The 26,792-nt window shown below is 68.2% G+C and carries 25 protein-coding genes and 1 riboswitch; of the genes, 11 read left to right on the top strand and 14 right to left on the bottom strand.

Annotated elements, in window-relative coordinates; translation table 11 throughout:
• Nucleotides 1–136 precede the first annotated feature (136 nt).
• The 3 genes from def (at nt 137) to TN53_RS22770 (ending at nt 3,536) form a co-directional block, all read left to right on the top strand.
• Nucleotides 137–787: a peptide deformylase gene (gene def / locus TN53_RS22780; RefSeq protein WP_046260454.1), complete on the top strand. Its 651-nt coding sequence runs from the start codon at nt 137–139 to the stop codon at nt 785–787.
• Nucleotides 788–1,077: 290 nt separating this feature from the next.
• Nucleotides 1,078–2,163, top strand: coding sequence for an epi-isozizaene synthase (gene cyc1 / locus TN53_RS22775; RefSeq protein WP_095046659.1), 1,086 nt, complete (start codon nt 1,078–1,080; stop codon nt 2,161–2,163).
• Complete coding sequence (locus tag TN53_RS22770) at nt 2,160–3,536, top strand: cytochrome P450 (protein ID WP_046260452.1); 1,377 nt, start codon at nt 2,160–2,162, stop codon at nt 3,534–3,536. The genes cyc1 and TN53_RS22770 overlap by 4 nt, the downstream gene beginning before the upstream one ends.
• Before the next feature lie 4 nt (nt 3,537–3,540).
• Here the strand turns inward: TN53_RS22770 and TN53_RS22765 are convergent, their stop codons facing one another.
• The gene (locus TN53_RS22765; RefSeq protein ID WP_046260451.1) at nt 3,541–4,506 is read right to left on the bottom strand and encodes a helix-turn-helix domain-containing protein; all 966 of its coding nucleotides are present in this window, start codon (nt 4,504–4,506) and stop codon (nt 3,541–3,543) included.
• 92 nt (nt 4,507–4,598) lie between these two features.
• Between TN53_RS22765 and TN53_RS22760 the strand changes: the two genes are divergently transcribed.
• Nucleotides 4,599–4,814, top strand: a complete 216-nt coding sequence (locus TN53_RS22760) for a hypothetical protein (RefSeq protein WP_046260450.1) — start codon at nt 4,599–4,601, stop codon at nt 4,812–4,814.
• On the opposite strand, the gene TN53_RS22755 is transcribed toward TN53_RS22760, so the two are convergent.
• From TN53_RS22755 to TN53_RS22715, 9 genes are all read right to left on the bottom strand, one after another.
• A complete protein-coding gene (locus tag TN53_RS22755; RefSeq protein ID WP_046260449.1) occupies nt 4,781–5,206 on the bottom strand; it encodes a hypothetical protein in 426 nt (141 codons plus the stop codon). The two genes, TN53_RS22760 and TN53_RS22755, sit on opposite strands and share 34 nt — an antisense overlap.
• A 60-nt stretch (nt 5,207–5,266) precedes the next feature.
• On the bottom strand, nt 5,267–6,295 hold the full coding sequence (locus tag TN53_RS22750; RefSeq protein ID WP_046260448.1) for a ribonucleotide-diphosphate reductase subunit beta: 1,029 nt from the start codon (nt 6,293–6,295) through the stop codon (nt 5,267–5,269).
• Entirely contained in the window at nt 6,295–8,664 is a 2,370-nt protein-coding gene (locus tag TN53_RS22745; protein ID WP_046260447.1) for a ribonucleoside-diphosphate reductase subunit alpha, read from the bottom strand. The genes TN53_RS22750 and TN53_RS22745 overlap by 1 nt, the downstream gene beginning before the upstream one ends.
• A gap of 148 nt (nt 8,665–8,812) precedes the next feature.
• Nucleotides 8,813–8,895, bottom strand: a riboswitch (cobalamin riboswitch).
• A gap of 77 nt (nt 8,896–8,972) precedes the next feature.
• Nucleotides 8,973–9,476 (bottom strand): GNAT family N-acetyltransferase, encoded by a 504-nt coding sequence (locus tag TN53_RS22740; protein WP_046260446.1) that lies wholly within the window; start codon nt 9,474–9,476, stop codon nt 8,973–8,975.
• Nucleotides 9,477–9,606: 130 nt separating this feature from the next.
• A complete protein-coding gene (gene mctP / locus TN53_RS22735) occupies nt 9,607–11,217 on the bottom strand; it encodes a monocarboxylate uptake permease MctP (RefSeq protein ID WP_046260445.1) in 1,611 nt (536 codons plus the stop codon).
• Complete coding sequence (locus TN53_RS22730) at nt 11,214–11,471, bottom strand: DUF3311 domain-containing protein (RefSeq protein WP_046260444.1); 258 nt, start codon at nt 11,469–11,471, stop codon at nt 11,214–11,216. The genes mctP and TN53_RS22730 overlap by 4 nt, the downstream gene beginning before the upstream one ends.
• 137 nt (nt 11,472–11,608) lie before the next feature.
• The gene (locus TN53_RS22725; RefSeq protein ID WP_046260443.1) at nt 11,609–11,809 is read right to left on the bottom strand and encodes a YbdD/YjiX family protein; all 201 of its coding nucleotides are present in this window, start codon (nt 11,807–11,809) and stop codon (nt 11,609–11,611) included.
• Nucleotides 11,781–13,919 (bottom strand): carbon starvation CstA family protein, encoded by a 2,139-nt coding sequence (locus TN53_RS22720; RefSeq protein ID WP_046260442.1) that lies wholly within the window; start codon nt 13,917–13,919, stop codon nt 11,781–11,783. Before TN53_RS22720 ends, TN53_RS22725 begins: the two co-directional genes overlap by 29 nt.
• Nucleotides 13,920–14,108: 189 nt before the next feature.
• On the bottom strand, nt 14,109–14,873 hold the full coding sequence (locus tag TN53_RS22715) for a GntR family transcriptional regulator (RefSeq protein WP_046260441.1): 765 nt from the start codon (nt 14,871–14,873) through the stop codon (nt 14,109–14,111).
• 321 nt (nt 14,874–15,194) lie between these two features.
• Here TN53_RS22715 and TN53_RS22710 point away from each other — a divergent pair, with 321 nt between their 5' ends.
• The 4 genes from TN53_RS22710 to TN53_RS22695 all read left to right on the top strand — a co-directional run bounded on the left by TN53_RS22710 (nt 15,195) and on the right by TN53_RS22695 (nt 19,913).
• Entirely contained in the window at nt 15,195–16,478 is a 1,284-nt protein-coding gene (locus tag TN53_RS22710; protein ID WP_046260440.1) for an extracellular solute-binding protein, read from the top strand.
• A gap of 76 nt (nt 16,479–16,554) precedes the next feature.
• A complete protein-coding gene (locus TN53_RS22705; protein ID WP_046260439.1) occupies nt 16,555–17,544 on the top strand; it encodes a carbohydrate ABC transporter permease in 990 nt (329 codons plus the stop codon).
• Nucleotides 17,541–18,416 (top strand): carbohydrate ABC transporter permease, encoded by an 876-nt coding sequence (locus TN53_RS22700; RefSeq protein WP_046260438.1) that lies wholly within the window; start codon nt 17,541–17,543, stop codon nt 18,414–18,416. Before TN53_RS22705 ends, TN53_RS22700 begins: the two co-directional genes overlap by 4 nt.
• A 9-nt stretch (nt 18,417–18,425) precedes the next feature.
• Nucleotides 18,426–19,913 (top strand): glycoside hydrolase family 3 protein, encoded by a 1,488-nt coding sequence (locus TN53_RS22695; RefSeq protein ID WP_046260437.1) that lies wholly within the window; start codon nt 18,426–18,428, stop codon nt 19,911–19,913.
• 162 nt (nt 19,914–20,075) lie between these two features.
• On the opposite strand, the gene nagB is transcribed toward TN53_RS22695, so the two are convergent.
• Both nagB and TN53_RS22685 read right to left on the bottom strand, forming a co-directional pair.
• Nucleotides 20,076–20,861, bottom strand: a complete 786-nt coding sequence (gene nagB, locus TN53_RS22690; RefSeq protein ID WP_046260436.1) for a glucosamine-6-phosphate deaminase — start codon at nt 20,859–20,861, stop codon at nt 20,076–20,078.
• A gap of 167 nt (nt 20,862–21,028) precedes the next feature.
• The gene (locus tag TN53_RS22685) at nt 21,029–21,790 is read right to left on the bottom strand and encodes an SDR family oxidoreductase (protein ID WP_046260435.1); all 762 of its coding nucleotides are present in this window, start codon (nt 21,788–21,790) and stop codon (nt 21,029–21,031) included.
• Between the two features lie 95 nt (nt 21,791–21,885).
• Here TN53_RS22685 and TN53_RS22680 point away from each other — a divergent pair, with 95 nt between their 5' ends.
• The gene (locus tag TN53_RS22680) at nt 21,886–22,518 is read left to right on the top strand and encodes a TetR/AcrR family transcriptional regulator (protein WP_046260484.1); all 633 of its coding nucleotides are present in this window, start codon (nt 21,886–21,888) and stop codon (nt 22,516–22,518) included.
• A 462-nt stretch (nt 22,519–22,980) separates the two neighbouring features.
• Nucleotides 22,981–24,447: a sensor histidine kinase gene (locus TN53_RS22675; RefSeq protein WP_046260434.1), complete on the top strand. Its 1,467-nt coding sequence runs from the start codon at nt 22,981–22,983 to the stop codon at nt 24,445–24,447.
• 181 nt (nt 24,448–24,628) lie between these two features.
• On the opposite strand, the gene TN53_RS22670 is transcribed toward TN53_RS22675, so the two are convergent.
• Together TN53_RS22670 and TN53_RS22665 are read right to left on the bottom strand one after the other, a co-directional pair.
• On the bottom strand, nt 24,629–24,886 hold the full coding sequence (locus TN53_RS22670) for a WhiB family transcriptional regulator (protein ID WP_016639615.1): 258 nt from the start codon (nt 24,884–24,886) through the stop codon (nt 24,629–24,631).
• Nucleotides 24,887–25,205: 319 nt separating this feature from the next.
• The gene (locus TN53_RS22665; RefSeq protein ID WP_046260433.1) at nt 25,206–26,174 is read right to left on the bottom strand and encodes a diacylglycerol/lipid kinase family protein; all 969 of its coding nucleotides are present in this window, start codon (nt 26,172–26,174) and stop codon (nt 25,206–25,208) included.
• Between the two features lie 161 nt (nt 26,175–26,335).
• Here TN53_RS22665 and TN53_RS22660 point away from each other — a divergent pair, with 161 nt between their 5' ends.
• A complete protein-coding gene (locus tag TN53_RS22660) occupies nt 26,336–26,785 on the top strand; it encodes a hypothetical protein (protein WP_046260432.1) in 450 nt (149 codons plus the stop codon).
• Nucleotides 26,786–26,792 lie beyond the last annotated feature (7 nt).

Raw genomic sequence — 26,792 nt, 5'->3', positions numbered from 1 at the left:
GGCGCCGTCGTGGCTGGTCGCGCCCACGCGGCGGAGCCGCATATCGACACAGCCCCGCGCCCCTAAAAGCAAGCTCCCCTTACCCTGTATCAGCATCACTCCCCCGTTCTTGGTTTGAGGAAGGCATACGTCGGTCATGGCGCAGCAGGACACCGATCAGCAGCACGCGGGCGTGCTCCCCGTGGACGACGAGGGCTTCGTCATCGACACCGAGGAGACCGAGGAGCGGGAGAACGGCTGGCGGGAGCGTGGGACCTCGCGGCCCATCACCGTCGTCGGGAACCCGGTGCTGCACAAGGAGTGCAGGGACGTCACCGAGTTCGGCGCGGAGCTGGACCAGCTGGTGGCGGACATGTTCGCCTCGCAGCGCACCGCCGAGGGTGTGGGCCTGGCCGCCAACCAGATCGGCGTCGACCTGAAGGTCTTCGTGTACGACTGCATGGACGACGAGGGCAAGCGGCACGTCGGCGTGGTCTGCAACCCCGAGCTCGTCGACCTGCCCGCCGACCGGCGCGTCCTGGACGACAGCAACGAGGGCTGCCTGTCCGTGCCGACCGCGTACGCGCCGCTCGCCCGCCCCGACTACGCCGAGCTGGCCGGGCAGGACGAGAAGGGCAACGCGATCAAGGTCCGCGGCACCGGCTACTTCGCTCGGTGTTTGCAGCACGAGACCGATCACCTTTACGGATACCTCTACATCGACCGGCTCTCCAAGCGTGAACGCAAGGACGCGCTGCGGCAGATGGCCGAGAACGAGCCCCGATACCCCGTGGTCGCCAACGACTGAGACCTCTCGGGATCACCCAAGTCCCATGCGCACGGCGTCTGTTCAGGTTCCCCTCTCTGACCAGGCGCCGTTCGTCTGTCCGTCGCACGTTCGATCGCATGTGCTCCCTTAGTGATCCAGATTCAGTCACACAAGGGGAGATTCTCGGCACTGTGGGGTAGTGAATGGTGCAAATCCGTTCCCAGATCGGTCAGTTGTGGTGCTGAATGGGAAGTGCGGGGATACGCAACGGCGCACGCCCGGCACTGCGGGAGGGGCGTGCGCAACTGGCGGCTGAGAGGGGTTAGTTCGTGCATGCTTTCTCACACGGCACCACATCGACACCGACAGCGATCGCGGTCCCACCGTCGCTCTCTCTCCCGGTGATCGAGGCGGCGTTTCCCCGGCAACTCCACTCGTATTGGCCCCAGCTCCAGGAGAAGACACGCACCTGGCTGCTGGAAAAGCGGCTCATGCCGGCGGACAAGGTGGAGGAATATGCCGACGGTCTTTGCTACACGGACCTCATGGCGGGCTACTACCTGGGCGCCCCCGACGAGGTCCTCCAGGCGATAGCGGACTACAGCGCGTGGTTCTTCGTCTGGGACGACCGGCACGACCGCGACATCGTCCACCACCGGCGCGAGGCCTGGCGGCGGCTCAGGTACCGGTTGGACGCGGCACTCGACTCCCCCCAGGAGCATCTGCACCACGAGGATCCCCTGGTCGCCGCGTTCGCCGACACCATGGTCCGGCTGTACGCGTTCCTGCCCGGCACCTGGAACGCACGGTTCGCCCGGCACTTCCACTCGGTGATCGAGGCGTACGACCGGGAATTCCGCAACCGCACCGAAGGTGTCGTGCCGACCGTCGAGGAATACCTCGCGCTCCGGCGCCTCACTTTCGCGCACTGGATCTGGACCGACCTTCTGGAGCCGAGCGCGGGCCGGGAACTCCCGGACCGGGTTCGGAAACACCCGGCATATCGGCGGGCGGCACTCCTGAGCCAGGAATTCGCCGCCTGGTACAACGACCTCTGTTCACTGCCGAAGGAAATAGCGGGCGACGAGGTCCACAATCTCGGGATCAGCCTCATCAAACACGAGGGGCTGACACTCGAGGAGGCCATAAGGGAAGTCAGGCGACGGGTCGAGGAATGCATCAGTGAATTCCTTGTCGCCGAGAAGTCAGCCCTGCGGTTCGCCGCGTCGCTCGACGACGGAACCCTGCGCGGAAAAGACCTGAGCGCCACCGTGCGGGCCTGTGTCGGCAATATGCGCAACTGGTTCAGCACCGTCTACTGGTTCCACCACGAGTCCGGCCGCTACATGGTCGACAGCTGGGACGACCGGTCCACACCCCCGTACGTCAACAACGAAACGGCAGGTGAGAAATGACCGTCGAGTCTGTGAAGCCCGAAACCCCGATGACACCGGGGCCCGGGCCGCGTGAACCGGTCCTCGCGGGAGGGGCCGTCCCGGTCCTCGGGCACGGGCTGAAGCTGCTGAGGGATCCGCTGGCCTTCATGTCCCAGCTGCGTGACCACGGCGATGTCGTACGGCTCAAGCTCGGCCCCAAGACGGTGTACGCCGTCACCACACCGGCCCTCACCGGGGCCATGGCGCTCAACCCCGACTACGTCATCGACGGGCCGCTCTGGCAGTCCCTGGAGGGCCTGCTCGGCAAGGAGGGCGTGGCCACCGCCAACGGCCCGCGCCACCGGCGCCAACGGCGCACCATCCAGCCCGCGTTCCGGCTCGACGCGATACCCGGATACGGGTCGATCATGGAGGAGGAGGCGCACGCCCTCACCGAGCGCTGGCAGCCCGGCGAGACCATCGACTGCACCTCCGAGTCCTTCCGGGTGGCGGTGCGCATCGCGGCCCGCTGTCTGCTGCGCGGCGACTTCATGGACGAGCGGGCCGAGCGGCTGTGCGTGGCGCTCGCCACCGTCTTCCGCGGCATGTACCGGCGGATGGTCGTCCCGCTCGGACCGCTGTACAACCTGCCCCTGCCGCCCAACCGCAAATTCAACACGGCCCTGGCCGATTTGCATCTGCTGGTCGACGAGATCGTCGCCGAGCGCCGCGCATCTGGTCAAAAGCCGGACGATTTGCTGACGGCATTGCTGGAGGCGAAGGACGACAATGGCGACCCCATCGGGGAACAGGAGATCCACGACCAGGTGGTCGCCATACTCACCCCGGGCAGCGAAACAGTGGCCTCCACGATCATGTGGCTGCTCCAAGTGCTCGCGGAACATCCGGAACACGCGGACAGGGTGTGCGAGGAGGTTCAATCCGTAACGGGCGGCCGTCCTGTCGCATTCGAGGATGTCCGGGCGCTGACCCACACGAACAATGTCGTCATCGAGGCCATGCGTTTGCGCCCCGCCGTGTGGATATTGACGCGCCGGGCGGTCGCCGACACGGAACTCGGTGGGTATCGCATTCCGGCCGGTGCCGACATCGTGTACAGCCCGTACGCGATCCAGCGCGATGCGAAGTCGTACAAGGGCAACCTGGAGTTCGACCCCGACCGCTGGCTTCCGGAGCGGGTCAAGGAGGTGCCGAAATACGCCATGAGTCCGTTCAGCGTGGGCAACCGCAAGTGCCCGAGCGACCACTTCTCGATGGCGCAGCTGTCGCTGATCACGGCGGCCATCGCGACGAAGTACCGCTTCGAGCAGGTGTCGGGCTCCGACGACGGGACGCGGGTGGGGATCACGCTCCGCCCGCACAAGCTGCTGCTGCGGCCCGTCGCGAGGTGACCGCTCAGGCCGCTTCCGGCCCCCTGAACGCCCTTCGGTAGGCGTTCGGGGTGGTCCCCAGTGCCCGTACGAACTGGTGGCGCAGTGCGGCCGCGGTGCCGAACCCCGTTCGGCCCGCGACCGCGTCCACCGTCTCGTCGGTCCCCTCCAGCAGCCGCTGGGCCAGCAGCACGCGCTGGCGCAGGATCCAGCGGTAGGGGGTGGTGCCCGTCTCCTGCTGGAAGCGGCGGGCGAAGGTGCGCGGGGACATGTGGGCGCGGTCGGCGAGCTGCTCGACGGTGACGTCCTCGTCGAGGTGATGCTCCATCCACACGAGCACCTCGCCGACGGTGTCGCACGAGCTCTTCGGCAAGGGCCGTTCGATGTACTGCGCCTGTCCGCCGTCCCGGTGCGGCGGTACGACCATGCGCCGGGCGATCTTGTTGGCGACCTCGGGTCCCTGTTCCTTGCGCACGATGTGCAGACAGGCGTCGATGCCGGCGGCGGTGCCGGCGGAGGTGATCACCGGGTCCTCGTCGACGTACAGGACATCGGGCTCGATGACCGCCCGCGGATTGCGTACGGCGAGCTCGTCCGCCTGCCGCCAGTGCACACTGCAGCGCCGCCCGTCGAGGAGTCCGGCGGCGCCGAGCACGAAGACGCCTGAGCAGACGCTGAGCACCCGGGCGCCCCGGTCGACGGCCCTTCTGAGGGCGTCGAGCAGCTCGGGCGGATAGTCGCGCACGACATAGTCCGCCCCCGCCGGTACGGCGATCAGGTCGGCCTCCTCCAGCCGCTCGAGGCCGTACGGCGTGCCCACGGTGAGGCCGCCGACATGGGTGGTCAGCGACGGGCCCTCCGCCGAGGCGACCGCGAAGTCGTACGTCGGCAGTCCCTCGTCGCTGCGGTCGATGCCGAACACCTCGCAGATCACCCCGAGTTCGAAGGGGTGCACGCCGTCGAGCAGGACGGCCGCCACGTTCTTCAGCATGTTTTCAGTATGCCTCGGAAGTGGCAGCAAATCGAGGTTGTACGGCAGTCCTGCCACTGTTGGTAAGGAGTGTACGGCGCGACAGTGGTGTCATGACTACCGCACAGACAGAGGGACTGATCGGAATGCTCATCGTTCTCGCCATCCTGGTTCTGCTGGTCGCCCCCGCCGTGATCGGCATCGTCCGCGACCGGCGGATCGACCGTCAGATCAGGGAGGCCGAGCTGGACCGCGAGGTAGCCGTCGAGCCTCGCGCCCGGCGGCAGCGGCGCAGCTATGTCACCACCACGGTGACCCACCACTCCTGAATCCCCTGGCACGCGACCCGGCCGGTCTCGGTGGCACACAGTGGTCGCGAGGAGCTGAGCTTCGTCCGGCCCGCCGAGACCGCCTCGAACGCGGCGTTCGCGTCACCCGGCAGCAGCACGATGCCGCTGTTGGCGGCTTCCAGCCCGCTGCCCTCGGCGGTGACCGGTGCCCAGGGCCGGTTCTTGGCCCCGTCCAGGGCGACCCGGACCGTGCCGCCCACCGCCAGACAGACCGTGCGGCCACTGTCGGCGGCGTGGAGTTCCGGTGCGGACGTACAGCCGGAAGGCGACGGCGACACGGAGTCACCGCTGTCGCCTCGGTCGCCGCCGGGCTGGGTTCCGCACCCGGCCAGCAGTAGGGCTGTGACGGCCAGAGTCGCGATACGGCGCATGAAGAATCCCTCCTCACCGATGTGACGTAACAGCGGCGAGGAGGGATCCACGATCCTCGGTCAGAAGTCCTCGTCCAGGTCGACCGTGCCCTCCACGGCGACCTGGTACGCGGACGGCCGCCGCTCGAAGAAGTTGGTCAGCTCCTGGACGCCCTGCAGCTCCATGAAGGAGAAGGGGTTCTCGGAGCCGTAGACCGGCTTCAGGCCAAGACGTACGAGTCGTTCGTCAGCAACGCATTCCAAATACTGGCGCATCGACTCGGTGTTCATGCCCGGCAGGCCGTCACCGCACAGGTCGCGCCCGAACTGCAGCTCGGCCTCGACGGCTTCGCGGATCATGTCGGTGATCTGCTGGTCCAGTTCGTCATCGAAGAGGTCAGGTTCTTCCTTACGAACGGTGTCGACCACGGCGAACGCGGCGTTCATATGGCAAGTCTCGTCCCGGAAGACCCAGTTGGTCCCCGTCGCCAGACCGTGCAGCAGGCCCCGGCTGCGGAACCAGTAGACGTAGGCGAAGGCGCCGTAGAAGAAGAGGCCCTCGATGCACGCGGCGAAGCAGATCAGGTTGAGGAGGAAGCGGCGGCGGTCGGCCTTGGTCTCCAGGCGGTCCAGCTTCTCGACCGAGTCCATCCACTTGAAGCAGAACTCGGCCTTCTCACGGATGGAGGGGATGTTCTCCACCGCGTCGAAGGCGGCCGCACGGTCCGCCGGGTCGGGGAGGTAGGTGTCCAGGAGGGTCAGATAGAACTGGACGTGCACGGCCTCCTCGAAGAGCTGGCGCGACAGGTACAGGCGCGCCTCCGGGGAGTTGATGTGCTTGTAGAGGGTCAGCACGAGGTTGTTCGCCACGATCGAGTCGCCCGTCGCGAAGAACGCGACCAGCCGGCCGATCATGTGCTGCTCGCCCTCGGACAGCTTCGCCAGGTCGGCGACGTCCGAGTGGAGGTCGACCTCCTCGACGGTCCAGGTGTTCTTGATGGCGTCCCGGTAGCGCTCGTAGAAGTCGGGGTAGCGCATGGGGCGGAGGGTCAGCTCGAAGCCCGGGTCGAGCAGGTTTTTGGAAGGTGCAGCCTTGGCTTCGCTGGTCATTACTGGCAGGCCTCGCAGGACTCGGGGTTTTCCAGGGAGCAGGCGAGGGCCTCTTCGGCGGTCACCTGCTGGACGGGGATGGTCTTCTCGGGCTGGGCCTGCGCCTGGGCCGCGCGGGCGATCCTCGTCGCCGGGCGCGAGCGCAGGTAGTACGTCGTCTTCAGACCCTGCTTCCAGGCGTACGCGTACATCGAGGAGAGCTTGCCGATGGTCGGCGTCTCCAGGAACAGGTTCAGGGACTGCGACTGGTCGAGGAACGGGGTACGGTCCGCCGCCATGTCGATCAGGCCGCGCTGCGGGATCTCCCAGGCCGTGCGGTACAGGTCGCGGACGTCCTGCGGCACCCAGGTGAAGCCCTGCACCGAGCCGTTGGACTCGCGCAGCGCCTCCCGGGTCTGCGCGTCCCAGACGCCGAGCCGCTTCAACTCGGCCACCAGGTAGGAGTTGACCTGGAGGAACTCACCGGACAGCGTCTCGCGCTTGAAGAGGTTCGAGACCTGCGGCTCGATGCACTCGTACACGCCCGCGATGGACGCGATGGTGGCCGTGGGGGCGATCGCCAGCAGGAGCGAGTTGCGCATGCCGACCGCGGCGATACGCTCCCGCAGCGCCGCCCAGCGCTCCGGCCAGGTGAGCTCGACGTCGTAGTGGTCGGGGTGCAGGACACCCTTCGCGGTACGGGTCTTCTCCCACGCCGGCAGCGGACCGTTGCGCTCGGCCAGGTCGGCGGAGGCCTCGTACGCGGCGAGCATGATGCGCTCGGCGATACGGGCGGAGAGCGCCTTGGCCTGCGGGGAGTCGAAGGGCAGCCGCAGCTTGAAGAAGACGTCCTGCAGGCCCATCGCACCCAGGCCCACCGGCCGCCAGCGGGCGTTGGAGCGGCCCGCCTGCTCGGTCGGGTAGAAGTTGATGTCGACGACCCGGTCGAGGAAGGTGACGGCGGTGCGGACGGTCTCGTCCAGCCGCTCCCAGTCGATGTCGTCGCCGAGGACGAACGCGCCGAGGTTGACGGATCCCAGGTTGCAGACCGCCGTCTCCCCGTCGTCGGTCACCTCCAGGATCTCCGTGCAGAGGTTGGACGAGTGGACGACGCTGCCCGCTTCGGCCGTCTGGTTGGCGGTGCGGTTGGCGGCGTCCTTGAAGGTCATCCAGCCGTTGCCGGTCTGTGCGAGGGTGCGCATCATGCGGCCGTACAGGTCACGGGCCGGGATGGTCTTCTTGGCGAGGCCGTTCGCCTCCGCCTCGCGGTACGCCGCGTCGAACTCCGCGCCCCACAGGTCGACCAGCTCGGGCACGTCGGCGGGGGAGAACAGGGACCACTGGCCGTCGGCGTTCACGCGGCGCATGAACTCGTCCGGGATCCAGTGCGCGAGGTTCAGGTTGTGCGTACGCCGGGCGTCCTCACCGGTGTTGTCCCGCAGCTCCAGGAACTCCTCGATGTCGGAGTGCCAGGTCTCCAGGTAGACCGCGGCCGCACCCTTGCGCCGGCCGCCCTGGTTCACGGCGGCGACCGAGGCGTCGAGCGTCTTCAGGAACGGGACGATGCCGTTGGAGTGCCCGTTGGTGCCGCGGATCAGCGAACCGCGGCTGCGGATACGGGAGTACGACAGTCCGATGCCGCCGGCGTGCTTCGAGAGACGGGCGACCTGGTGGTAGCGGTCGTAGATGGAGTCCAGCTCGTCCAGCGGGGAGTCGAGGAGGTAGCAGGACGACATCTGGGGGTGCCGGGTGCCGGAGTTGAAGAGCGTGGGGGAGGAGGGGAGGTAGTCGAGGCGGCTCATGAGCCGGTAGAGCGCGGCGACTTCGTCCACGGCCCTGGCCGTGTCGTCCTCGGCGAGGCCGGACGCCACCCGGAGCATGAAGTGCTGGGGGGTCTCGATGACCTGGCGCGTGATCGGGTGCCGCAGGAGGTAACGGCTGTGCAGGGTGCGCAGACCGAAGTAGCCGAAGCGGTCGTCGGCGTGCACGTCGATCAGGGCGTCGAGCCGGACGGCGTGCACCCGGACGAACTCCGCCGTGCGGTCCGCGACCAGGCCCTCACGGTGGCCGACCGCGACCGACTCGGTGAAGGTCGTGACGCCCTGCGAGGCGGCCTCGGCGGCGATGCTGATCGTCAGCAGCCGGGCGGCGAGCCGGGAGTAGGCGGGGTCCTCGGAGATCAGCCCCGCGGCCGCCTCGGTCGCCAGCTCGCGCAGCTCCGACTCGTCGGCCCGGGCGGACCGTCCGCGCAGTGCGGCGGCGGCGACCCGTCCGGGGTCGGCGTCAGGGAGGTCGGCGGTCAGCTCGGTCAGGGTCCGCAGCAGTGCGGTACCGGGACCGTCGGTCTCCGCCTGCGTCACTGAAGCCGGGTCGACTGGCGCGATGGTCACGTGGGGGCTCTCCCTCGCTCGGCACGGGGGCCTTGCGGAGGGCAGGGGGCAGCACACGAGCGCACGGGGCGTCGCGTCCACCGGCCCACTCCACGAGGCCCGGACGTCTTGGCACCCGGGCCACGGCGGCCTGGGCGCACTGTCGACAGGTCCTCGGACTGACTCTCATATGTGCTTATGCACGCATGAGTACACCGTTGCGGGACAGTTCCGGATTCGCACCGGATTCCCCTGCGACGACAGCGAGCATGAGCATACATCTTGTGCCGGGTTCTCTTGGCACCCCTAGATGTTGTGTCGCAGCGACTTCAGAGAGTCAACTCGTAGGTGAGAAGCGTGAACTCGACGCCCTGGATCGGGTCCCAGTCGCGTGCGGGGGCGCGGGTGAATCCGAGACGCTCGTAGATGCGGTGCGCGGCGTGCATGATCTGCTGGGTCGACAGGACCATGCCGGTGCAGTCGTCGGCTGCTCTGGCCCGGTCGATGCAGGCGCGGACGAGGGCTTCGCCGGCTCCTCTGCCGCGGGCCGCCCGGGACACGGCCAGCATGCGGATCTCGGCCTCTCCGGGGCGGGCGAGGTTGGCCATGGGGCCGCCGGCGGGGACGTAGGTGACGGTGCCGATCGGCTCGCCGCCGAGGAGGGCCACGACTACCTCGGCCGCCGCGGCTCGTTTGGCGACGTCTCTCAACTCGCCCAGGTACCAGTCGCTCTCGCCGAACGTGAGGAGGTCGTCCAGCAGGTAGGCCTGGGCTGTGATCTCGCCGATGACGGCGTACTCGGTGGGTTTCGCCGGCCGGATCTCTATGTCCATGCAGGTGAGTGTGCACGAAAGCGGGCCGCCGTTGGTGGTGCTGTCGGCGGCCCGCTGCGGGTGGTTCGTGGCTGGTCGCGCCCACGCGGCGGAGCCGCATATCGATACAGCCCCGCGCCCCTGGGTCTCTTCAGTGAGCGGAGTCTGCAGTCGCCGGCGGCAGCTCCACCTGTACGCCCGGGTCGCCCGCGTCCGCCGTGTAGTCCTCGGGGCGGGTCTCGTCGACGCCCTCGGGGGCCTTCGCGGCCCTCAGGACGAACGTGAGGACCACCGCGACCACCACGTTGAGCAGGAACGCCGTCAGGCCGATGTAGCCGATCTCGCCGATGCCCGGGATCTCCTTCGACGAGCCGCCGAAGTGCTTCTGCGTGGGGGAGGCCACGCCGTACGCCGCGACGGTGCCGTAGATCATGCCGACCGCCCAGCCCGCGAGCAGCGCCCAGCGGTGGAACCAGCGGGTGAACAGGCCGCCGACCAGCGTCGGGAAGGTCTGGAGGATCCAGATGCCGCCCAGGAGCTGGAAGTTGATGGCGACCGTCTTGTCCATGGTGAGGACGAAGACCAGGGCGCCCACCTTCACCAGCAGCGAGACCAGCTTGGAGATCTTCGTCTCCTGCTCCGGCGTCGCGTCCGGCTTGATGAAGTCCTTGTAGATGTTGCGGGTGAAGAGGTTCGCGGCCGCGATGGACATGATCGCCGCCGGTACCAGCGCGCCGATGCCGATCGCCGCGAAGGCCACGCCCGCGAACCAGCTCGGGAACATGTCCTCGAAGAGCTGCGGGATCGCCAACTGCGGGTTGGTGACGTCGACTCCGGACGCGATCGCCATGAAGCCCAGCAGGGCGAGCAGGCCCAGCATCAGCGAGTACAGCGGCAGGATCGTGGTGTTGCGGCGGATCACCTCACGGCTCTTGGAGGAGAGCGTCGCGGTGATCGAGTGCGGGTACATGAACAGCGCGAGCGCGGAGCCCAACGCCAGCGTGGCGTACGTCCATTGGCCCGCCGCGGGCGGGACCAGGCCGCCCGCCTTGGCGGCGGTGTACTTGTCGTTCGCCGCGCCGAAGATCTCGTCGAACCCGCCCAGCTTGATCGGGATGTAGATGATCGCCACCGCGATGACGATGTAGATCAGGGTGTCCTTCACGAACGCGATCATCGCGGGGGCACGCAGACCCGAGGAGTAGGTGTACGCCGCCAGCACACCGAAGGCGATGAGGAGCGGGAGGTCCTTCACGAACCAGTTGGTGTTCTCCCCGCCGCCGACGCCCATCACGTCCAGCACCGCCTGGATGCCGACGAGTTGGAGGGCGATGTAGGGCATCGTCGCCAGGATGCCCGTGACGGCCACCGCCAGCGACAGGCCCTTGGAGCCCCACCGGCCGCGCACGAAGTCGGACGTCGTCACATAGCCGTGCTTGTGGGAGACCGACCAGAGCCGGGGCAGGAAGGTGAAGATCAGCGGGTAGACGAGGATCGTGTACGGCACCGCGAAGAAGCCGGCCGCGCCCGCCGCGTAGATCGCCGCCGGTACGGCGACGAAGGTGTACGCCGTGTAGAGGTCGCCGCCGAGCAGGAACCAGGTGATCCAGGTGCCGAACGACCGGCCGCCCAGGCCCCATTCGTCCAGCGTGTGTTCGTTCTCGGCCTTGCGCCAGCGCGAGGCCAGGAAGCCCATGACCGTGACGGCCAGGAAGAAGATGATGAAGACGGCGAGTGCCACGCCGTTCACGCCGTCGTTCACTTGGAGGCACCTTCCCGGCGGGCGCGCTGGTCACGCTGCCACAGCTGGTACGCGACCATCGTCAGCGCGGTGGAGATGAGCACCCACAGCATCTGGTACCAGTAGAAGAACGGGATGCCGATGAACGTGGGGTCGACCTTGGCGTACGAGTCGACCCACAGCATGGCGACGAACGGTGCCAGGAGGCACAGGGCGATGACGACCCGCACGGGTGTCACCACCGCTGGTCTGGCCTCGGGCGAATCTGTTGACATGCGGCGGCTCCGATCCCTCACTGATCACCGTGTAACGCGCAGGCAATCTAGGTCACGGTGTGACAGGAGCGGAAGACCTCGTCCGCATATCGGTATGTCGATTCGGTGAAGGTGCGACAACAGGTCCGACATCGGTGTCAGCAGCAGCGGAACCCCTGGCGCGGGTCGGCCTCCTGGCGGTCCGTCCGCATCCGCTCGAACGCCCGCCGGGTCGGCACGTCCGCCTGCGGATGGTCCCGGCGGACGTGCGCGACATAGCGGTCGTAAGCCGACTCGTCGGTCAGCTCCCGCACGTACCAGCGCACACCCCTAAGTGCGCGCCGCAGTGCCGACCTCATGGCGTGCCTCCTCCTTCTCCTCCCGGGTCGGGAACAGCCCGGCCGGGGCGACGATCTTCGACTCGACGTGCGGCGACTCGCTGAGCGTGGAGAGCGCGGGACGGCGTATGTGCCGGATGCAGACCCGCAGGGCGTCGGCGATCACCACGACGATCAGCAGCGCGAGGACGGCCGTCAGTACGCCGTCCACCGTGGAGTTGGTGACCACGGTGCGCATGTCCTCCATGCTCTTGGCGGGCGGCAGCACCTCGCCCCGGTCGATGGCGTCCTGGAAGATCCGGCGCTGCTTGAAGAAGCCGACCTTGGGGTCGCTGGAGAACACCTTCTGCCAGCTCGCGGTCAGGGTGACCGTGGCGTCCCAGGCGAGCGGGATCCCGGTGATCCAGGCCCACTTGAGGCGTCCGGACTTCACGAGCAGCGTGGTGCAGACGGCCAGGGCGACGGCGGCGAGCAGCTGGTTGGAGATGCCGAAGATCGGGAACAGCTGGTTGATCCCGCCGAGGGGTTCGTGGACGCCCACCCAGAGGAAGTACCCCCACAGTCCGCACACGATCGCGCTGGTGATGACCAGGCCGGGCTTCCAACTGATGTTCTTGAAGGGCTTGATGACGTTGCCCAGCATGTCCTGGAGCATGAACCGGCCCACGCGCGTGCCGGCGTCGAGCGCGGTCAGGATGAACAGCGCCTCGAACATGATCGCGAAGTGATACCAGAAGGCCCGCAGGCTCCCGCCGGTGACCTTGGAGAAGATCTCCGAGACACCGATGGCCAGGGTGGGCGCCCCGCCGGTCCGGGACAGCAGTGACGACTCCTCGACCCGCTCGGCCGCCCGGGCCAGATCGTCGGGGGAGATCGCGTAGCCCCACCCGGTCACCACCCGCGAGGCCTCCTGCACGGTCGTGCCGATCGCTCCCGAGGGCGCGTTCATCGCGAAGTACAGGCCCGGGTCGATGATGCTCGCCGCGACCAGCGCCATCACGGCGACCGACGACTCCATCAGCATGGAGCCGTAGCCGATCATCCGGACCTGCGTCTCCTTCTGGATCATCTTCGGCGTGGTGCCGGAGGAGATGAGGGAGTGGAAGCCGGACAGGGCGCCGCAGGCGATGGTGATGAAGACGAAGGGGAACAACGACCCCGCGAAGACAGGGCCGTTGCCACGCGAGGCGAAGTCGGTGACCGCGTCCATCTTCAGGGTCGGCAGGGAGACGACGACACCGAGTGCGAGCAGGAAGATCGTGCCGATCTTCATGAAGGTGGAGAGGTAGTCGCGCGGTGCGAGCAGCATCCACACCGGCAGGATCGAGGCGATGAAGCCGTACGCCACCAGCCAGACGACCAGCGTCGAGGGCGCGAGGGTGAAGGCGCCGGCCCACGAGGACTCCGCGACCCAGCGCCCCGCGATCAGGGCGAACAGCAGCAGCCCCACGCCGATGAGCGAGACCTCGGCGACCCGGCCGGGGCGCAGGACCCGCAGATAGAAGCCCATGAGCAGGGCGATCGGGATGGTCATCGCGATGGAGAAGGTGCCCCAGGGTGACTGTGCGAGGGCGTTGACGATGACCAGGGCCAGCACACCGAGCAGGATGATCATGATGGCGAAGGCCGCGATGAGCGCCGCCGCGCCGCCGAACGGGCCGATCTCCTCGCGGGCCATCTGGCCGAGCGAGCGGCCGTCGCGCCGGGTCGAGAAGAACAGCACCACCATGTCCTGGACGGCGCCCGCGAAGATCACGCCCACGATGATCCAGATCGTGCCGGGCAGATAGCCCATCTGCGCGGCCAGCACGGGCCCGACGAGCGGTCCGGCGCCGGCGATCGCCGCGAAGTGGTGGCCGAGGAGGACGCGCCGGTCGGTGGGGTGGAAGTCGATGCCGTTGTCGAGGCGTTCGGCCGGGGTGGCCCGGGTCCTGTCGACCTTGAGGACGTTGTACGCGATGAACTTCGAGTAGAAGCGGTAGCCGATCGCGTACGAGCCGAGGGCGGCCGCGACCATCCAGGCGGCGGAGACGTCCTCACCGCGGGAGAGGGCGAGCACGGCCCAGCCGGTGGCGGCGATCAGCGCGACGACGGTCCAGATGGCGATGGTTCGGACGTTCGCGGTACGCACAGCGCGGTCCTCCCGTCCATACGGAGACGGGAGGACCGTAGAGCAGGATGCGCGCTTGCGCTACACCGCGTGCGGTAACGCTCCGCTGGGGGCCGTGGGGCCGTCGTGCGGCTGCGGCGCCGTCGTGGCTGGTCGCGCCCGCGCGGCGGAGCCGCATATCGACACAGCCCCGCGCCCGTTCGGGCGCTCCTAGTCAACCGGCCTTTTCAGGCGTGCCACGAACTTGTACCGGTCCCCGCGGTACACCGACCGCACCCACTCCACCGGCTGCCCGTCCCGGTCCAGCGAGTGGCGGGACAGCATCAGCATCGGCAGGCCCACGTCGGTGCCGAGCAGGCCGGCCTCGCGGGGAGTGGCCAGCGAGGTCTCGATGGTTTCCTCGGCCTCGGCGAGATGGACGTCGTAGACCTCGGCGAGGGCGGTGTAGAGCGACGTGTACTTCACGAGACTGCGCCTCAGCGCCGGGAAGCGCTTGGCGCTGAGGTGGGTCGTCTCGATGGCCATCGGCTCGCCGTTCGCCATACGGAGGCGCTCGATGCGCAGCACCCGGCCGCCGGCCGTGATGTCGAGGAGCTCGGCGAGGCGGTCGTCGGCGGTGATGTAGCCGATGTCCAGGAGCTGCGAGGTGGGTTCGAGGCCCTGGGCGCGCATGTCCTCGGTGTACGAGGTGAGTTGGAGTGCCTGGGAGACCTTCGGCTTGGCGACGAAGGTGCCCTTGCCCTGGATGCGTTCGAGGCGGCCCTCGACGACGAGCTCCTGCAGGGCCTGGCGGACGGTTGTGCGGGAGGTGTCGAACTCCGCGGCCAGGGTGCGCTCGGGAGGGACCGGCGTACCGGGCGACTGTGTCTCCGTCATGTCGAGCAGGTGCTTCTTCAGGCGGTAGTACTTGGGCACGCGCGCGGTACGGACGCCGGCCCCACCCTCGTTCTCCGCACTGCTGACGTCGGTAGTCATGCTCTGCCTTCCCGGCTCCGGATGCGGGTCACATCGTGATCCCTTCTGTATACCGTCGCCGCCTCTTTTGGTCTAGTCCATAGCCCCAGGTGGTCTAGTGGAAGACAGTACTCCGGCGGCGCTGATTTCGCTGGCTTCTTACTTAAAGGTTCTTGCATATGTAGGTCGGATAACGGCTGGTCAGAGCCTATTCGGACACCCTTGACAGGCTCCATGGTCTGGTCCAAGCTCCCGGTACTGGTCTACACCATTGGTCCAGGTCCCGGCCCAACGCTCGTGCGGGGAGGCAGGGGGGTTTGTGGCATCCCTGAGGAGGGTGGCGTGAAGCGCAAGCTGATAGCCGCGATCGGTATCGCGGGCATGATGGTCTCCATCGCGGCATGTGGGGACAGTGACAGCGGCAGCTCGGACAACAGCGGCGCCGACGCCAAGGAACTGACCGTCTGGCTCACCGTGGACGCGCAGAACAACTGGCCCGAGCTGGTGAAGGCCGCCGATGCGGCGATCGTGAAGAAGCACCCCGGCATCAAGATCAAGCACGAGTACTACGGCTGGCCGGACAAGAACGCCAAGCTCGACGCGGTCCTCGCCACCGACAAGGCCCCCGACGTGGTCGAGATGGGCAACACCGAGATGCTGAGCTACATGGTCAAGGGTGCCTTCGCGCCCGTCGACGCGGCGAAGTTCGACAACTCGGGCGCCTGGCTGGACGGCCTCAAGGCCTCGGTGACCTACGACGGCAAGACCTACGGCGTCCCTTACTACGCCGGTGGCCGTGTCGCCAACTGGCGCAAGGACCTCTTCGCCTCGGTCGGCGTCAAGTCCACCCCGAAGACCTACGACGAGCTCACCGCCGCCCTGGACAAGGTCCAGAAGAAGGAGGGCGACAAGTTCAACGCCTGGTACCAGCCCACCCGTGACTGGTACGCGGCCATGTCCTTCGTCTACGACGCCGGCGGCTCCATCGCCGTCGAGTCCGGCGGCCAGTGGAAGGCCAACCTCTCCTCGCCCGAGTCCGTCAAGGGCCTGAAGGCGTTCCAGAACGTCGTCGACACGTACATGCACGGCGACAAGACCAAGGACGAGTCCGACCGCTACATCGTCTACGGCCAGGGCAAGTCCGGCATGATCTTCGCCCCCGCCTGGGAGGGCGCCACCGCCGCGGCGAAGGAGAACGACAAGACCGGCAAGCTCGAGGGCAACGTCGAGAACTTCGTGATGCCCGGCCCGTCCGGCAAGAACCTTCCCGTCTTCCTGGGCGGCTCCGACCTCGCCGTACCGGTGAAGTCCGACGCGCAGGCCGTCGCCGCCGAGTGGATCAACGCCTTCACCGGCTCCTCCGGCCAGAAGGGCCTGATGGCCAAGGGCAACCTGCCCAACAACAAGACCGACCTCGCCACCCTGAAGAACGACCCGGCGACGGCGGTCCCGGCCACCGCGGCCGAGTCCAACTGGTTCGTCCCGATGGCGCCCGGCTGGGGCCAGGTCGAGAAGGCCCAGGTCCTGCAGACCATGCTGCAGTCCATCGGCACCGGCAAGAAGTCGGTCGAGGACGCCGCGAAGGAAGCGGACGCCGCGATCGACAAGGTCATCAACACCAAGTGACCATCGGCGGGGCCCCGTTGAGCGTGACGGGGCCCTGCTTCTCGTACGACCTGAGGGACCGCTGAGGAGCGCGCGGATGAGTGCCGCAGACACGACCACTGCCAAAGTGCCGCCGGCGCGGCAGTCACCACCACCAGCACCGGCCGTGGGGAAGAAGCCATCCAGAAGGCGCAGCCCCGGCGGCGCCGGCACCCCCTGGCTGCTGCTCGCCCCCTGTCTGCTGATCCTGGCGCTCGTCCTCGGCTATCCGCTGGTCCGCCTGGTCACCCTGTCCTTCCAGGAGTTCGGGCAGTCCCAGCTGTGGGGCTTCAAGCCGGCCGAGTCGGTCGGATTCGACAACTTCAGCAAGGTGCTGGGCGACAGCGATTTCTGGGCGGTCGTCGTGCGCACGGTCGTCTTCGCGGCCGGCTGCGTCATCTTCACCATGGTCGCCGGCATGCTGATCGCGCTGCTGCTCCAGCGGGTCTCCGGCTGGGTGAAGACCCTCGTCAACATCGCCCTCGTGGCCAGCTGGGGCATGCCGATCATCGTCGCCACCACCGTCTTCAAGTGGCTCTTCGACGCGGACTACGGCATCCTCAACGCGCTGCTCAGCAAGTTGCCCGGGGTCGAGATGGTCGGCCACAACTGGTTCGCCAGCGGACCACAGGGCCTGGCCGTGATCATGCTGCTCGTGGTCTGGGGAGCCGTCCCCTTCGTCGTGATCACCCTCAGCGCCGGGCTCACCCAGGTCCCGGCCGAACTGGAGGAGGCGGCCCGCCTCGACGGCGCGGGCGCCTGGGGCGTCTTCCGGTTCGTCACCCTCCCCATCCTCAAGCCGATCATCGTGATGCTCACGACGCTCTCGGTCATCTGGGACATGGGCGTCTTCCCGCAGGTCTTCGTGATGCGCAACGGGCATCCGGAGGCCGAGTTCCAGCTCCTCACCACCTACTCCTACGACCGTGCCTTCGTGGTCAACGACTACGCCCAGGGCTCGGCGATCGCCCTGCTCACCGTGCTGCTCCTGCTCGGCGTGGTCGCGGTCTACATGCGTCAGATGCTGAAGATCGGAGACGTCGAATGACCATTACGAGCGCGATCGCCACGTCGGGGCGCGGTTCGCAGGGCCGTTCAGGGCGCCGGAAGTCCAAGGCCGGCTGGAACCTCCTCGGTCTCCTCGTCTTCGTCACCGCCGGCTTCCCCGTCTACTGGATGCTCAACACGGCCTTCAAGCCGGCCAAGGACGCCATCGACCCGGACCCGAGCCTGCTGCCCACCGGCATCACCTTCTCCAACTTCGACCGGGCGCTGAACATCGCCGACTTCTGGGGCCCGGTCGGCCGCAGCCTCGTCGTGTCCCTCTCGGTGGTGGCGATCGGCATCGTCATCGGCCTGCTGGCCGCGCTCGCCATCTCCCGGTTCGCCTTCCGCGGCCGCAAGATCGTGATCGTCGGCATCCTGGCGGTCCAGATGGTCCCCCTGGTCGCGATGATCATCCCGGTCTTCCTGCTGCTCAACGACCTCGGCCAGTACGACCGGTTGTCCGGCCTGGTCCTCACCTATCTGACCTTCATCCTCCCCTTCACGGTGTGGACGCTGCGCGGCTTCATCGTCAACATCCCGAAGGAGCTGGAGGAGGCGGCGATGGTGGACGGCTGCTCCCGCACGACCGCGTTCCTGCGCGTGGTCTTCCCGCTCCTCGCCCCCGGCATGGTCGCCACCTCGGTCTACGGCTTCATCCAGGCCTGGAACGAGTACCTCTACGCCCTCATGCTGCTCAGCCAGGAGAACCAGACGGCGACCGTCTGGCTGGGCAACTTCACCACCAAGCACGGCACCGAATACGCTCCGATGATGGCCGGATCCACCTTGATGGCCGTGCCGATCGTCGTCCTGTTCCTCCTCGTCCAGCGCAAGATGGCCGCGGGCCTGACCGCCGGCGCGGTGAAGGGATAACGCCACCCGATGACGACTTTCGCCAGCGGTACGGACACACTCACCCGCGACGCCCTGACCGTCCTGCAGCCCGGCTTTACCGGCACCACCGCCCCCGACTGGCTGCTGCGCCGCCTGGGGGAGGGGCTCGCCTCGGTGGGCCTGTTCGGCCGCAACATCACGTCCCCGGACCAACTGTCCGCCCTCACCGCCCAGTTGCGCACCGAACGCGACGACGTCCTGGTCGCCATCGACGAAGAGGGTGGTGACGTCACGCGCCTGGAGGTGCGGACGGGCTCCTCCTTCCCCGGCAACCACGCACTCGGCGCGGTCGACGACGTGGACCTGACGCGCGAGGTGGCCTGCGAACTGGGCCGCCGCCTCGCCGCCTGCGGGGTCAACCTCAACTGGGCCCCGTCGGCCGACGTGAACTCCAACCCGGACAACCCGGTGATCGGCGTCCGCTCCTTCGGTGCCTCCGCGGACCTGGTCGCCCGGCACACGGCGGCCTACGTCACGGGCCTTCAGTCGGCCGGAGTCGCCGCCTGCACAAAGCACTTCCCGGGCCACGGCGACACCGCGATCGATTCCCACCACGCCCTGCCGCGTATCGACGTGGACCTCCCGGTGCTGATGTCCCGTGAACTCTCCCCGTTCCGCGCCGCGATCGCCGCCGGCTCCCGCGCGATGATGAGCGCCCACATCCTGGTCCCGGCCCTGGACTCCGACCACCCGGCCACGCTGTCCCACAACGTCCTGACGGACCTCCTTCGCGGCGAACTCGGCTACGACGGCCTGATCGTCACCGACGGCATGGAGATGCAGGCCATCGCGGGCACCTACGGCATCGAACGCGGCAGCGTGCTGGCGATCGCCGCCGGCGCGGACGCGATCTGCGTGGGCGGCGGCCTCGCGGACGACGAGACGGTACGGCGGCTGCGCGACGCGTTGGTGTCGGCGGTCCGCTCGGGCGAACTCCCCGAGGAGCGGCTGGCGGACGCGGCGGAACGCGTCCGCTCCCTCGCCCGCTGGACCGCGGCGGCATCGGCGGCCGACGCGGAGGCCGAGGCGGACCCGGAGGTAGGCCTCCGCGCAGCCCGCCGAGCCCTCACCCTGACCGGCGCCGACAACCCCACCCCCCTCACCGAACCGCCCTACGTCGCCGCCTTCACCCCGGTCGCCAACTTCGCGGTGGGCGACGAGACCCCGTGGGGCGTGGCCGCGGAAGTCACCCGCCTGCTGCCCGGCACGGAGACGGGCAGCTTCACGGGCGAGGGCGCCGGCATGGCCGCACTGGCGGCAGCGGGCCGGCGCCGCATCGTCGCCGTCGTCCGCGACGAACACCGCCACCCCTGGATGACGGCAGCCCTGGACAGCGTCCTGCGCAGCCGCCCGGACACGATCGTGGTCGAGATGGGCGTCCCTCAGGCCCCCGCACGCGGCGCCCTGCACATCGCGACACACGGCGCGGCGAGGGTGTGCGGCAGGGCGGCGGCGGAGGTCATCGCCGGGGAGTAGCAGGTACGACGAGACAGGCGCCGGTTCCGCTGGAGGGAACCGGCGCCTGTCTCTGCCTCTCAGGGGCGCGGGGCTGTATCACTGTGCGGCTCCGCCGCGTGGGCGCGACAAGCCACGACGAACCCGCAGCCCGAAACGCACAGGACCCGGCAGACGCAACCGCTAAATCCCCTGCCACTCCGGCTTGTTGACAAACGTATGCCGGAAATAATCCGCCAGCTTCAACTTGGACGCGGCCCCCTCGTCGACCACGACCGTCGCATGCGGATGCAACTGCAACGCCGACGCGGGACACACCGCGGCGACCGGTCCCTCCACCGTCGCCGCCACCGCGTCCGCCTTCCCCTCACCCGTGGCGAGCAGCACCAGATGCCGAGCCTCCAGGATCGTCCCGATCCCCTGAGTGATCACGTGATGCGGCACCTGGGAGATGTCCCCGTCGAAGAACCGCGCGTTGTCCACCCGAGTCTGCTCGGTCAACGTCTTGATCCGAGTCCGCGAGGCCAACGAAGAACACGGCTCGTTGAACCCGATGTGCCCGTCGGTCCCGATCCCGAGCAACTGCAGATCCACACCCCCGGCGTTCGCCAGCGCCGCGTCATACGCCTCGCACGCCCCCTGAACGTCCTCCGCCGTACCGTCCGGCCCGATGAAGGAGGACATCCCGATCCCCAGCGGCTCCAGCACCTCGCGCCGCAGCACCGACCGGTACGACTCCGGATGCTCGGCGGGAAGCCCCACGTACTCGTCGAGCTGGGCGATCCGCGCCCGCGAGACGTCCACCGCACCGGCCCGCACCTTCGCGGTCAGCGCCTGATAGATCGGCAGCGGTGTCGAGCCGGTGGCCACGCCGAGCAGCGCGTCGGGCTTGCGCCGCAGGAGCTGCGCCATGGCCTCGGCGATGAGCTCGCCGCCCGACTTGGCGTCCGGAACGATGACAACTTCCACGCTGGGCCTGCCGTTCTGAAAGGGCTGTGTGGTTTAGACCAATTTAACAGAATCAGCTTTGCCTGCCCAGGTGAAGCGGCCCGTACGGGACGGCCACGAACGGGTGTGCTGGGGGAGTGGAACAGGAGAGGCCGCTGCCGAACCGCGGTGGGCATCGCCCGGCCTGCTCAGTGCAGGCTCAGCAAGGACCCCCCGGTCGCGTCGATGTGCTGCCCCGTGACCCAGCGGGAGTCCGGTGACGCCAGGAACGCCACCACATCGGCCACGTCGGACGTGGTGCCGACGCGCTTGAAGACCGATACGGATTCCGCGTGCGCACGTATCGCGGGGTCGGCCAGGGCCGCGCTCGTCAGGTCGGTGTCGATGAAGCCGGGCCCGACCGAGTTGGCGGTGATGCCGCGCGGTGCCAGCTCGGCCGCCAGGGAGCGGGTCAGAGTCGTGACGGCTCCCTTGGCCATGTGGGTGGCGGCGATGGGGGAGATGGCGGCGTCCGTCACCGCCGTGACGTTGATGATCCGGCCGTGGTCGCGCAGTCGCCGCAGGCCGTGCTTGACGATGAAGAACGGCGCTCTGGCGTTGACCGCCTGCGTCCGGTCGTAGAGCTCCTCGTCCGTCTCCTCGACGGTCGCGAAGAGCGCCATGCCCGCGTTGCCGACCAGGATGTCCAGTCCCTGCGCATGCCGGTCGAAGGCCTCCCACAAGGACTCCGCGTCGCCGGGCACACCCAGCTCGGCCCGGATCGCGAAGGCGCTCCCACCCGCCGCCTCGATCGCGGCGACCGTCTCCTTCGCCGCCGCCTCATTGCTGCCGTAGTGCACGGCGACCCGCGCCCCGTCGCGCGCCAGCCGCTCGGCCACCGCCCGCCCGATCCCCCTGCTCGCTCCCGTGACCAGTGCCGTCCTGCCCGTGAGCACACCCGTGCCACCCATGCCGACGCCCCCTCGCAATTCCCTAGCGGTCGATACAGAAAGACCGTACAGCAGGGTGCCGACAATTCTCTAGCACCCGCTATAAAATGCACTCCATGGTGAGCAGCAAGGAGACGAAGGCGCAGACCCCACCCGCCGCCCGGACTCGCGGCCGGCCCCGTTCCTTCGACCGGGAGACCGCCCTGGAGAAGGCGATCCTCGCCTTCTGGGAGCACGGCTACGAGGCCACCTCGGTCTCCGACCTCACCCGGGTCATGGACATCGGCGCCCCGAGTCTCTACGCCGCCTTCGGCGACAAGCGCTCCCTCTTCGACGAAGCCGTCAGCGTCTACACCGCCCGCTACGCCGCCTTCGCCGACCGGGCCCTCGCCGAGGAACCCACTGCCCGCGCCGTGGTGGAACGGACCCTGCGGGAAGCCGCCGCCAGGTACACGGACCCGGAGCGCCCGCACGGCTGCCTCATCGCCCACGCGGCCATCAACTGCACGACCCCGGAGGTCGCGGACTCCCTGCGCGACCGGCGCAACGCCACCATCGCCGCCTTCGAGAGTCGTATCCGGGCGGACATCGCCACCGGCGCACTCCCGCCCGGCGTCGACGCCGAAGCGCTCGCCCGCCATACCGGGGCGATCATCAACGGCATGTCCCAGCAGGCGCGCGACGGAGCGAGCCGGGCGGAACTGGAAGCGCTCGCGGAAATTGCCATGGCCATCTGGCCCCGCACATGAACCCACACGGGTTAGGCTGCGTGGTGGATGCTAGGGCGTCCGATCAGTTCTCCAGCGGGGGTCGAGCCACTTCGAAGACCCTCGGAGAACTGACAACAACGAACAGCCTCCAACGCATGGACACATCGAAGTGGTCTAGTCCACAATGCGTTGCAGAGAACTGAATACACAGACTTCCGCCTTCCCCGCACAGGAAGGCGGACCGAGGAACCGGTGCTCTCTGCCCTGACTGCCCCGGCTCCTCATCCTTCGGCCGATCGGGACCGCACACCCCGCGGCCGTTGTTGCTCCGGGCTGCGGTGCCGAGAGGGTTGAGGGTCCCTCTCAGGCGCCGCGGCCCGCGGGTGTTCTCAGGGCTCGTCCGGACCGGGCCGGTGCGCAGGGCCGTACGATCCCCGGCGCTTTTCCCGGCGCTTTTAGGCCATCCACATACCGCCAGGTACGCTCGCACACGTGCCCTCCATGAACGAACTGGTCCGCCAGCACACCGCCCTCGACGACTCCGACCTCGAGTGGCTCCATCTGCTGGTGTCGGAGTGGCAGCTGCTCTCCGACCTCTCCTTCGCCGACCTCGTGCTGTGGGTGCCCACCCGGGACGGCGCCCGGTATGTGTCCGTGGCGCAGATGCGCCCCAACACCGGCCCCACCTCCTACCAGGACGACATGGTCGGCCACCTCGTCCCACGCGGCCGCCGCCCGCTCCTCGACGCCGCGCTCGACGAAGGCCGGATCGTGCGCGAGGGCGACCCGGAGTGGCGCGAAGAGGTCCCCGTACGGGTCGAGTCGATCCCCGTACGACGGGAGGGGCGCGTCCTCGGTGTCATCGCGCGCAACACCAACCTGCTCACCGTGCGCACCCCGAGCCGTCTCGAACTGACCTATCTGCAGAGCGCCTCGGATCTCGCGCAGATGATCGCGGCCGGCTCCTTCCCGTTCGCGAACCAGCAGATGGACATGGACGCCGCCCCACGCGTCGGCGACGGCCTGATCCGCCTCGACGCCGACGGTGTCGTCCAGTACGCCTCCCCGAACGCGCTGTCCGCCTACCACCGTCTCGGCCTCGCCTCCGATCTGGTCGGCCACCACCTCGGCATGACCACCGCCGAACTCGCCCCCACCCGCGGCCCGGTGGACGAGGCGCTCGCCAAGGTCGCCAGCGGCTGGGCGCCGCGCGAGTTCGAGATCGAGTCGGGTGACGGGGTCATCCAGTTCAGGGCGATCCCGCTGAAGCCCAAGGGCACCCGCATCGGTTCGCTGGTCCTGCTCCGTGACGTCACCGAACTTCGGCGTCGCGAGCGCGAGTTGATCACCAAGGACGCGACCATCCGGGAGATCCACCACCGGGTGAAGAACAACCTCCAGACGGTCGCCGCCCTGCTGCGCCTCCAGGCCCGCCGTATCGAGTCCGATCGCGGCCGCGAAGCCCTCGAAGAGGCGGTACGACGGGTCGGGTCGATCGCGATCGTGCATGAGACGCTGTCTCAGAACCTGGACGAGCGCGTGGAGTTCGACGAGATCGCCGACCGGGTCCTGGCGATGGTCGCGGAGATCTCGCCCGGCAAGGTCACCGGCCGGCGCACCGGCCGCTTCGGCATCCTCGACGCCGAGGTCGCCACCCCGCTGTCGATGGTGCTGACCGAGATCCTCCAGAACGCCCTGGAACACGGCTTTCGCGAGGGTGACACCGGCACGGTCGAGGTCTCGGCCGTCCGCGGTGGTACGACGAAGGAGGCCCGCCTCCTGGTCACGGTCCAGGACGACGGGGTCGGTCTGCCCGAGGGCTTCGACCCGCACACCGGGGGCAACCTCGGTCTTCAGATCGTACGGACACTGGTGGAGGGCGAGTTGGGGGGAACGTTCGACATGGTTCCGGCACCGGGGGGCGGCACCCGGGTGATCCTGGACGTTCCGGTGAGCGCGAACAAGTAGGAGTGAAACGCGCTGTGTTCAGTAAACGGGCACAGCAAGAAGCCCCGGACCTGAAGTGGTCCGGGGCTCGAATGCTCGTTGCCAGCTTGTGCTGCGCATCGGGGGTACTGCGCGCTGCGGCTCGGGGGCGGGAGATGCGTACTCGCTGTACGCGCCGCCAAGCTCAGGCGGGGTGGGTGCGTCAGGCAGAAGCCTGACGGGCCCGGTTGCGGGCGGCGCGGCGCTTCATGGCGCGACGCTCGTCCTCGCTGAGACCACCCCAGACGCCGGAGTCCTGGCCGGACTCGAGCGCCCACTGCAGGCACTGCTCCATGACGGGGCAGCGGCGGCAGACGGCCTTGGCTTCCTCGATCTGCAGCAGCGCAGGACCGGTGTTGCCGATGGGGAAGAAGAGCTCGGGGTCTTCCTCGCGGCAAACGGCGTTGTGACGCCAGTCCATGGCTGCTACCTCTCCTTGGTATTACATGCAAGTTGCTTGTGAATGTGAACGCTTTCACGAATCCCTCAACAAGTGAAGGGCCGAACGTCAGGTTTCCCCGGCGTGGTCCTGGGTTTTGAAGAGGGGTTCCGGTGATCTGTGGAGCCGGTGTTGCGGGCTGTCCCGATCGCCACGTAGAGACTCGCAAACCTCAGCGGCGGATACAACCCCTTCCGGAAAGTTTTTTTTGATTCCTCGGTGTCGACTAGGTCACAGCCGTACTTCCATGGGGTGGATCCTGGCCTAAACGTTCGAGTGAAAGGACTTCAGCCCTTTCTGCTCACACAATCACACGCAGTGCACGGCGTACGCCTGTGAACGTCACGCTCGTACGCAGCCCGAGGTGGTCGCCGTCCATCTGAAGGGGCAGGGGCACCTTGGAATGCAAGGTGAACTGGTCCAGGTCGTGCAGGGAGAACGCATGCTTGCCATGCGGGCCACGCTCGGGGGACGAAGTGAGCAACTGGGTGCCATACCGGGCAACCGCGGTCGTCGTCATTCGGCTGAGACCGAGTACGTCGAGGCCTTTATCGAACGAGGCCTTAGGCGACGCGTACATCGGGTGATTGCCCAGGAACGTCCACGGAGAAGTGTTCGAGACTATGGACAGCACCAGATCGGTCACCGGATCGGCGTCCGGGCGCTCCAAGGTGATCGTGCCGTGCCGGCGGTGGGCCTCACCGAAGAACTGACGCATGGCCTGGCGGACGTAGAGCGCATGCGTCGACTTCCTGCCGCGCTCCCGCTGCTGCTCGACCCGGCCGACCACGCCGGCGTCGAAACCGAGACCCGCGTTGAAGGTGAACCAGCGCGCGGGCACCGCCTCGTCCTCCGTGCCGGGCGTGCCCGAGGTCAGGCCCAGGCCGACCGTGCGCTCGCTGCCGTCGCGCAGAGCGTCCAGGATCGCGCCGGTCGCCTCCACGGCGTCGTTGGGCAGGCCCAGGGCGCGGGCGAAGACGTTGGTGGAGCCGCCGGGGACCACGGCGAGACGGGGGAGGCGCTCCGGATCGGGCCCGGCGTGCAGCAGACCGTTGACGACCTCGTTGACCGTCCCGTCGCCGCCGAGGGCGACCACCAGATCGACGTCCCGGCTCTCCGCCGCCTGCCTGCCCAGGTCGCGCGCGTGCCCTCGGTACTCGGTGGTGACCGCCTCGAGCTTCATCTCGCTCGCGAGCGCGTGGATCAGCACATCGCGCGTACGTGCGCTTGTGGTGGTAGCTGCCGGATTGACCACGAGAAGTGCACGCATGAGTTGCAGGGTACCTACTGGGTGGTACCCGGCACAGGCCGAGGTAGGGATCAAGTAAGAGATGATCACGTGAACCTCGCCACGGCGATGGGTCCCGGAACCGCCGGAGAGACGCTCGGGCCCGCCATGGGGGCGCTGTGGGCGGCCGATACCCTTCAGGGGTGACCAGTGAGCAGACGCCCGTTCCCGAGGAAACCGTCGGTCCGCGGCCGCGGCGGCTGACCTACGCCGCCGCGCTGGCCGCGCTGGAGGGGCTCGCACTGTTCGTCGGGGGCGTGTGGATGCTCGTGGCGGGATTCACGGGCGACCCGGACAACAGGGAGACCGGTGTCACCGGCGGCATCACGGTGATCGTCCTCGCCCTGCTGCCACTGCTCGCCGCGCGGGGGCTGCTCGGCCGCCGTAGCTGGAGCCGGGGGCCCGCCGTCATCACACAGATCCTGGCGCTGCCCGTGGCCTACAACCTGTTGCAGGCCGACAGTGTGGCGATTCCGGCGGGGATCGTGCTCGCGGTCGTCGCGGTCACCGCGCTCGTCCTGCTCGTCAACGCAGAGACGACCCGGGCCCTCGGAATCCGCGGGCCCGGCAACGCCGGCGGTGCGGAGAAGTAGGGCCCGG

The sequence above is a fragment of the Streptomyces sp. WM6386 genome, from assembly GCF_000972385.1.
GTDB lineage: Bacteria > Actinomycetota > Actinomycetes > Streptomycetales > Streptomycetaceae > Streptomyces.
This window is presented reverse-complemented; position numbering and strand designations above follow the sequence as displayed.

Excerpts from the sequence above, each read along its gene's own strand:
- TN53_RS22665 (WP_046260433.1), bottom strand. The coding sequence starts at position 26,174 with ATGCGTGCACTTCTCGTGGTCAATCCGGCAGCTACCACCACAAGCGCA.
- TN53_RS22760 (WP_046260450.1), top strand. The coding sequence starts at position 4,599 with ATGACTACCGCACAGACAGAGGGACTGATCGGAATGCTCATCGTTCTC.
- def (WP_046260454.1), top strand. The coding sequence starts at position 137 with ATGGCGCAGCAGGACACCGATCAGCAGCACGCGGGCGTGCTCCCCGTG.
- TN53_RS22755 (WP_046260449.1), bottom strand. The coding sequence starts at position 5,206 with ATGCGCCGTATCGCGACTCTGGCCGTCACAGCCCTACTGCTGGCCGGG.
- TN53_RS22715 (WP_046260441.1), bottom strand. The coding sequence starts at position 14,873 with ATGACTACCGACGTCAGCAGTGCGGAGAACGAGGGTGGGGCCGGCGTC.
- TN53_RS22675 (WP_046260434.1), top strand. The coding sequence starts at position 22,981 with ATGAACGAACTGGTCCGCCAGCACACCGCCCTCGACGACTCCGACCTC.
- TN53_RS22705 (WP_046260439.1), top strand. The coding sequence starts at position 16,555 with ATGAGTGCCGCAGACACGACCACTGCCAAAGTGCCGCCGGCGCGGCAG.
- TN53_RS22685 (WP_046260435.1), bottom strand. The coding sequence starts at position 21,790 with ATGGGTGGCACGGGTGTGCTCACGGGCAGGACGGCACTGGTCACGGGA.
- TN53_RS22680 (WP_046260484.1), top strand. The coding sequence starts at position 21,886 with ATGGTGAGCAGCAAGGAGACGAAGGCGCAGACCCCACCCGCCGCCCGG.
- TN53_RS22740 (WP_046260446.1), bottom strand. The coding sequence starts at position 9,476 with ATGGACATAGAGATCCGGCCGGCGAAACCCACCGAGTACGCCGTCATC.
- TN53_RS22670 (WP_016639615.1), bottom strand. The coding sequence starts at position 24,886 with ATGGACTGGCGTCACAACGCCGTTTGCCGCGAGGAAGACCCCGAGCTC.
- TN53_RS22770 (WP_046260452.1), top strand. The coding sequence starts at position 2,160 with ATGACCGTCGAGTCTGTGAAGCCCGAAACCCCGATGACACCGGGGCCC.
- TN53_RS22725 (WP_046260443.1), bottom strand. The coding sequence starts at position 11,809 with ATGAGGTCGGCACTGCGGCGCGCACTTAGGGGTGTGCGCTGGTACGTG.
- TN53_RS22750 (WP_046260448.1), bottom strand. The coding sequence starts at position 6,295 with ATGACCAGCGAAGCCAAGGCTGCACCTTCCAAAAACCTGCTCGACCCG.
- TN53_RS22700 (WP_046260438.1), top strand. The coding sequence starts at position 17,541 with ATGACCATTACGAGCGCGATCGCCACGTCGGGGCGCGGTTCGCAGGGC.
- TN53_RS22730 (WP_046260444.1), bottom strand. The coding sequence starts at position 11,471 with ATGTCAACAGATTCGCCCGAGGCCAGACCAGCGGTGGTGACACCCGTG.
- TN53_RS22695 (WP_046260437.1), top strand. The coding sequence starts at position 18,426 with ATGACGACTTTCGCCAGCGGTACGGACACACTCACCCGCGACGCCCTG.
- TN53_RS22765 (WP_046260451.1), bottom strand. The coding sequence starts at position 4,506 with ATGCTGAAGAACGTGGCGGCCGTCCTGCTCGACGGCGTGCACCCCTTC.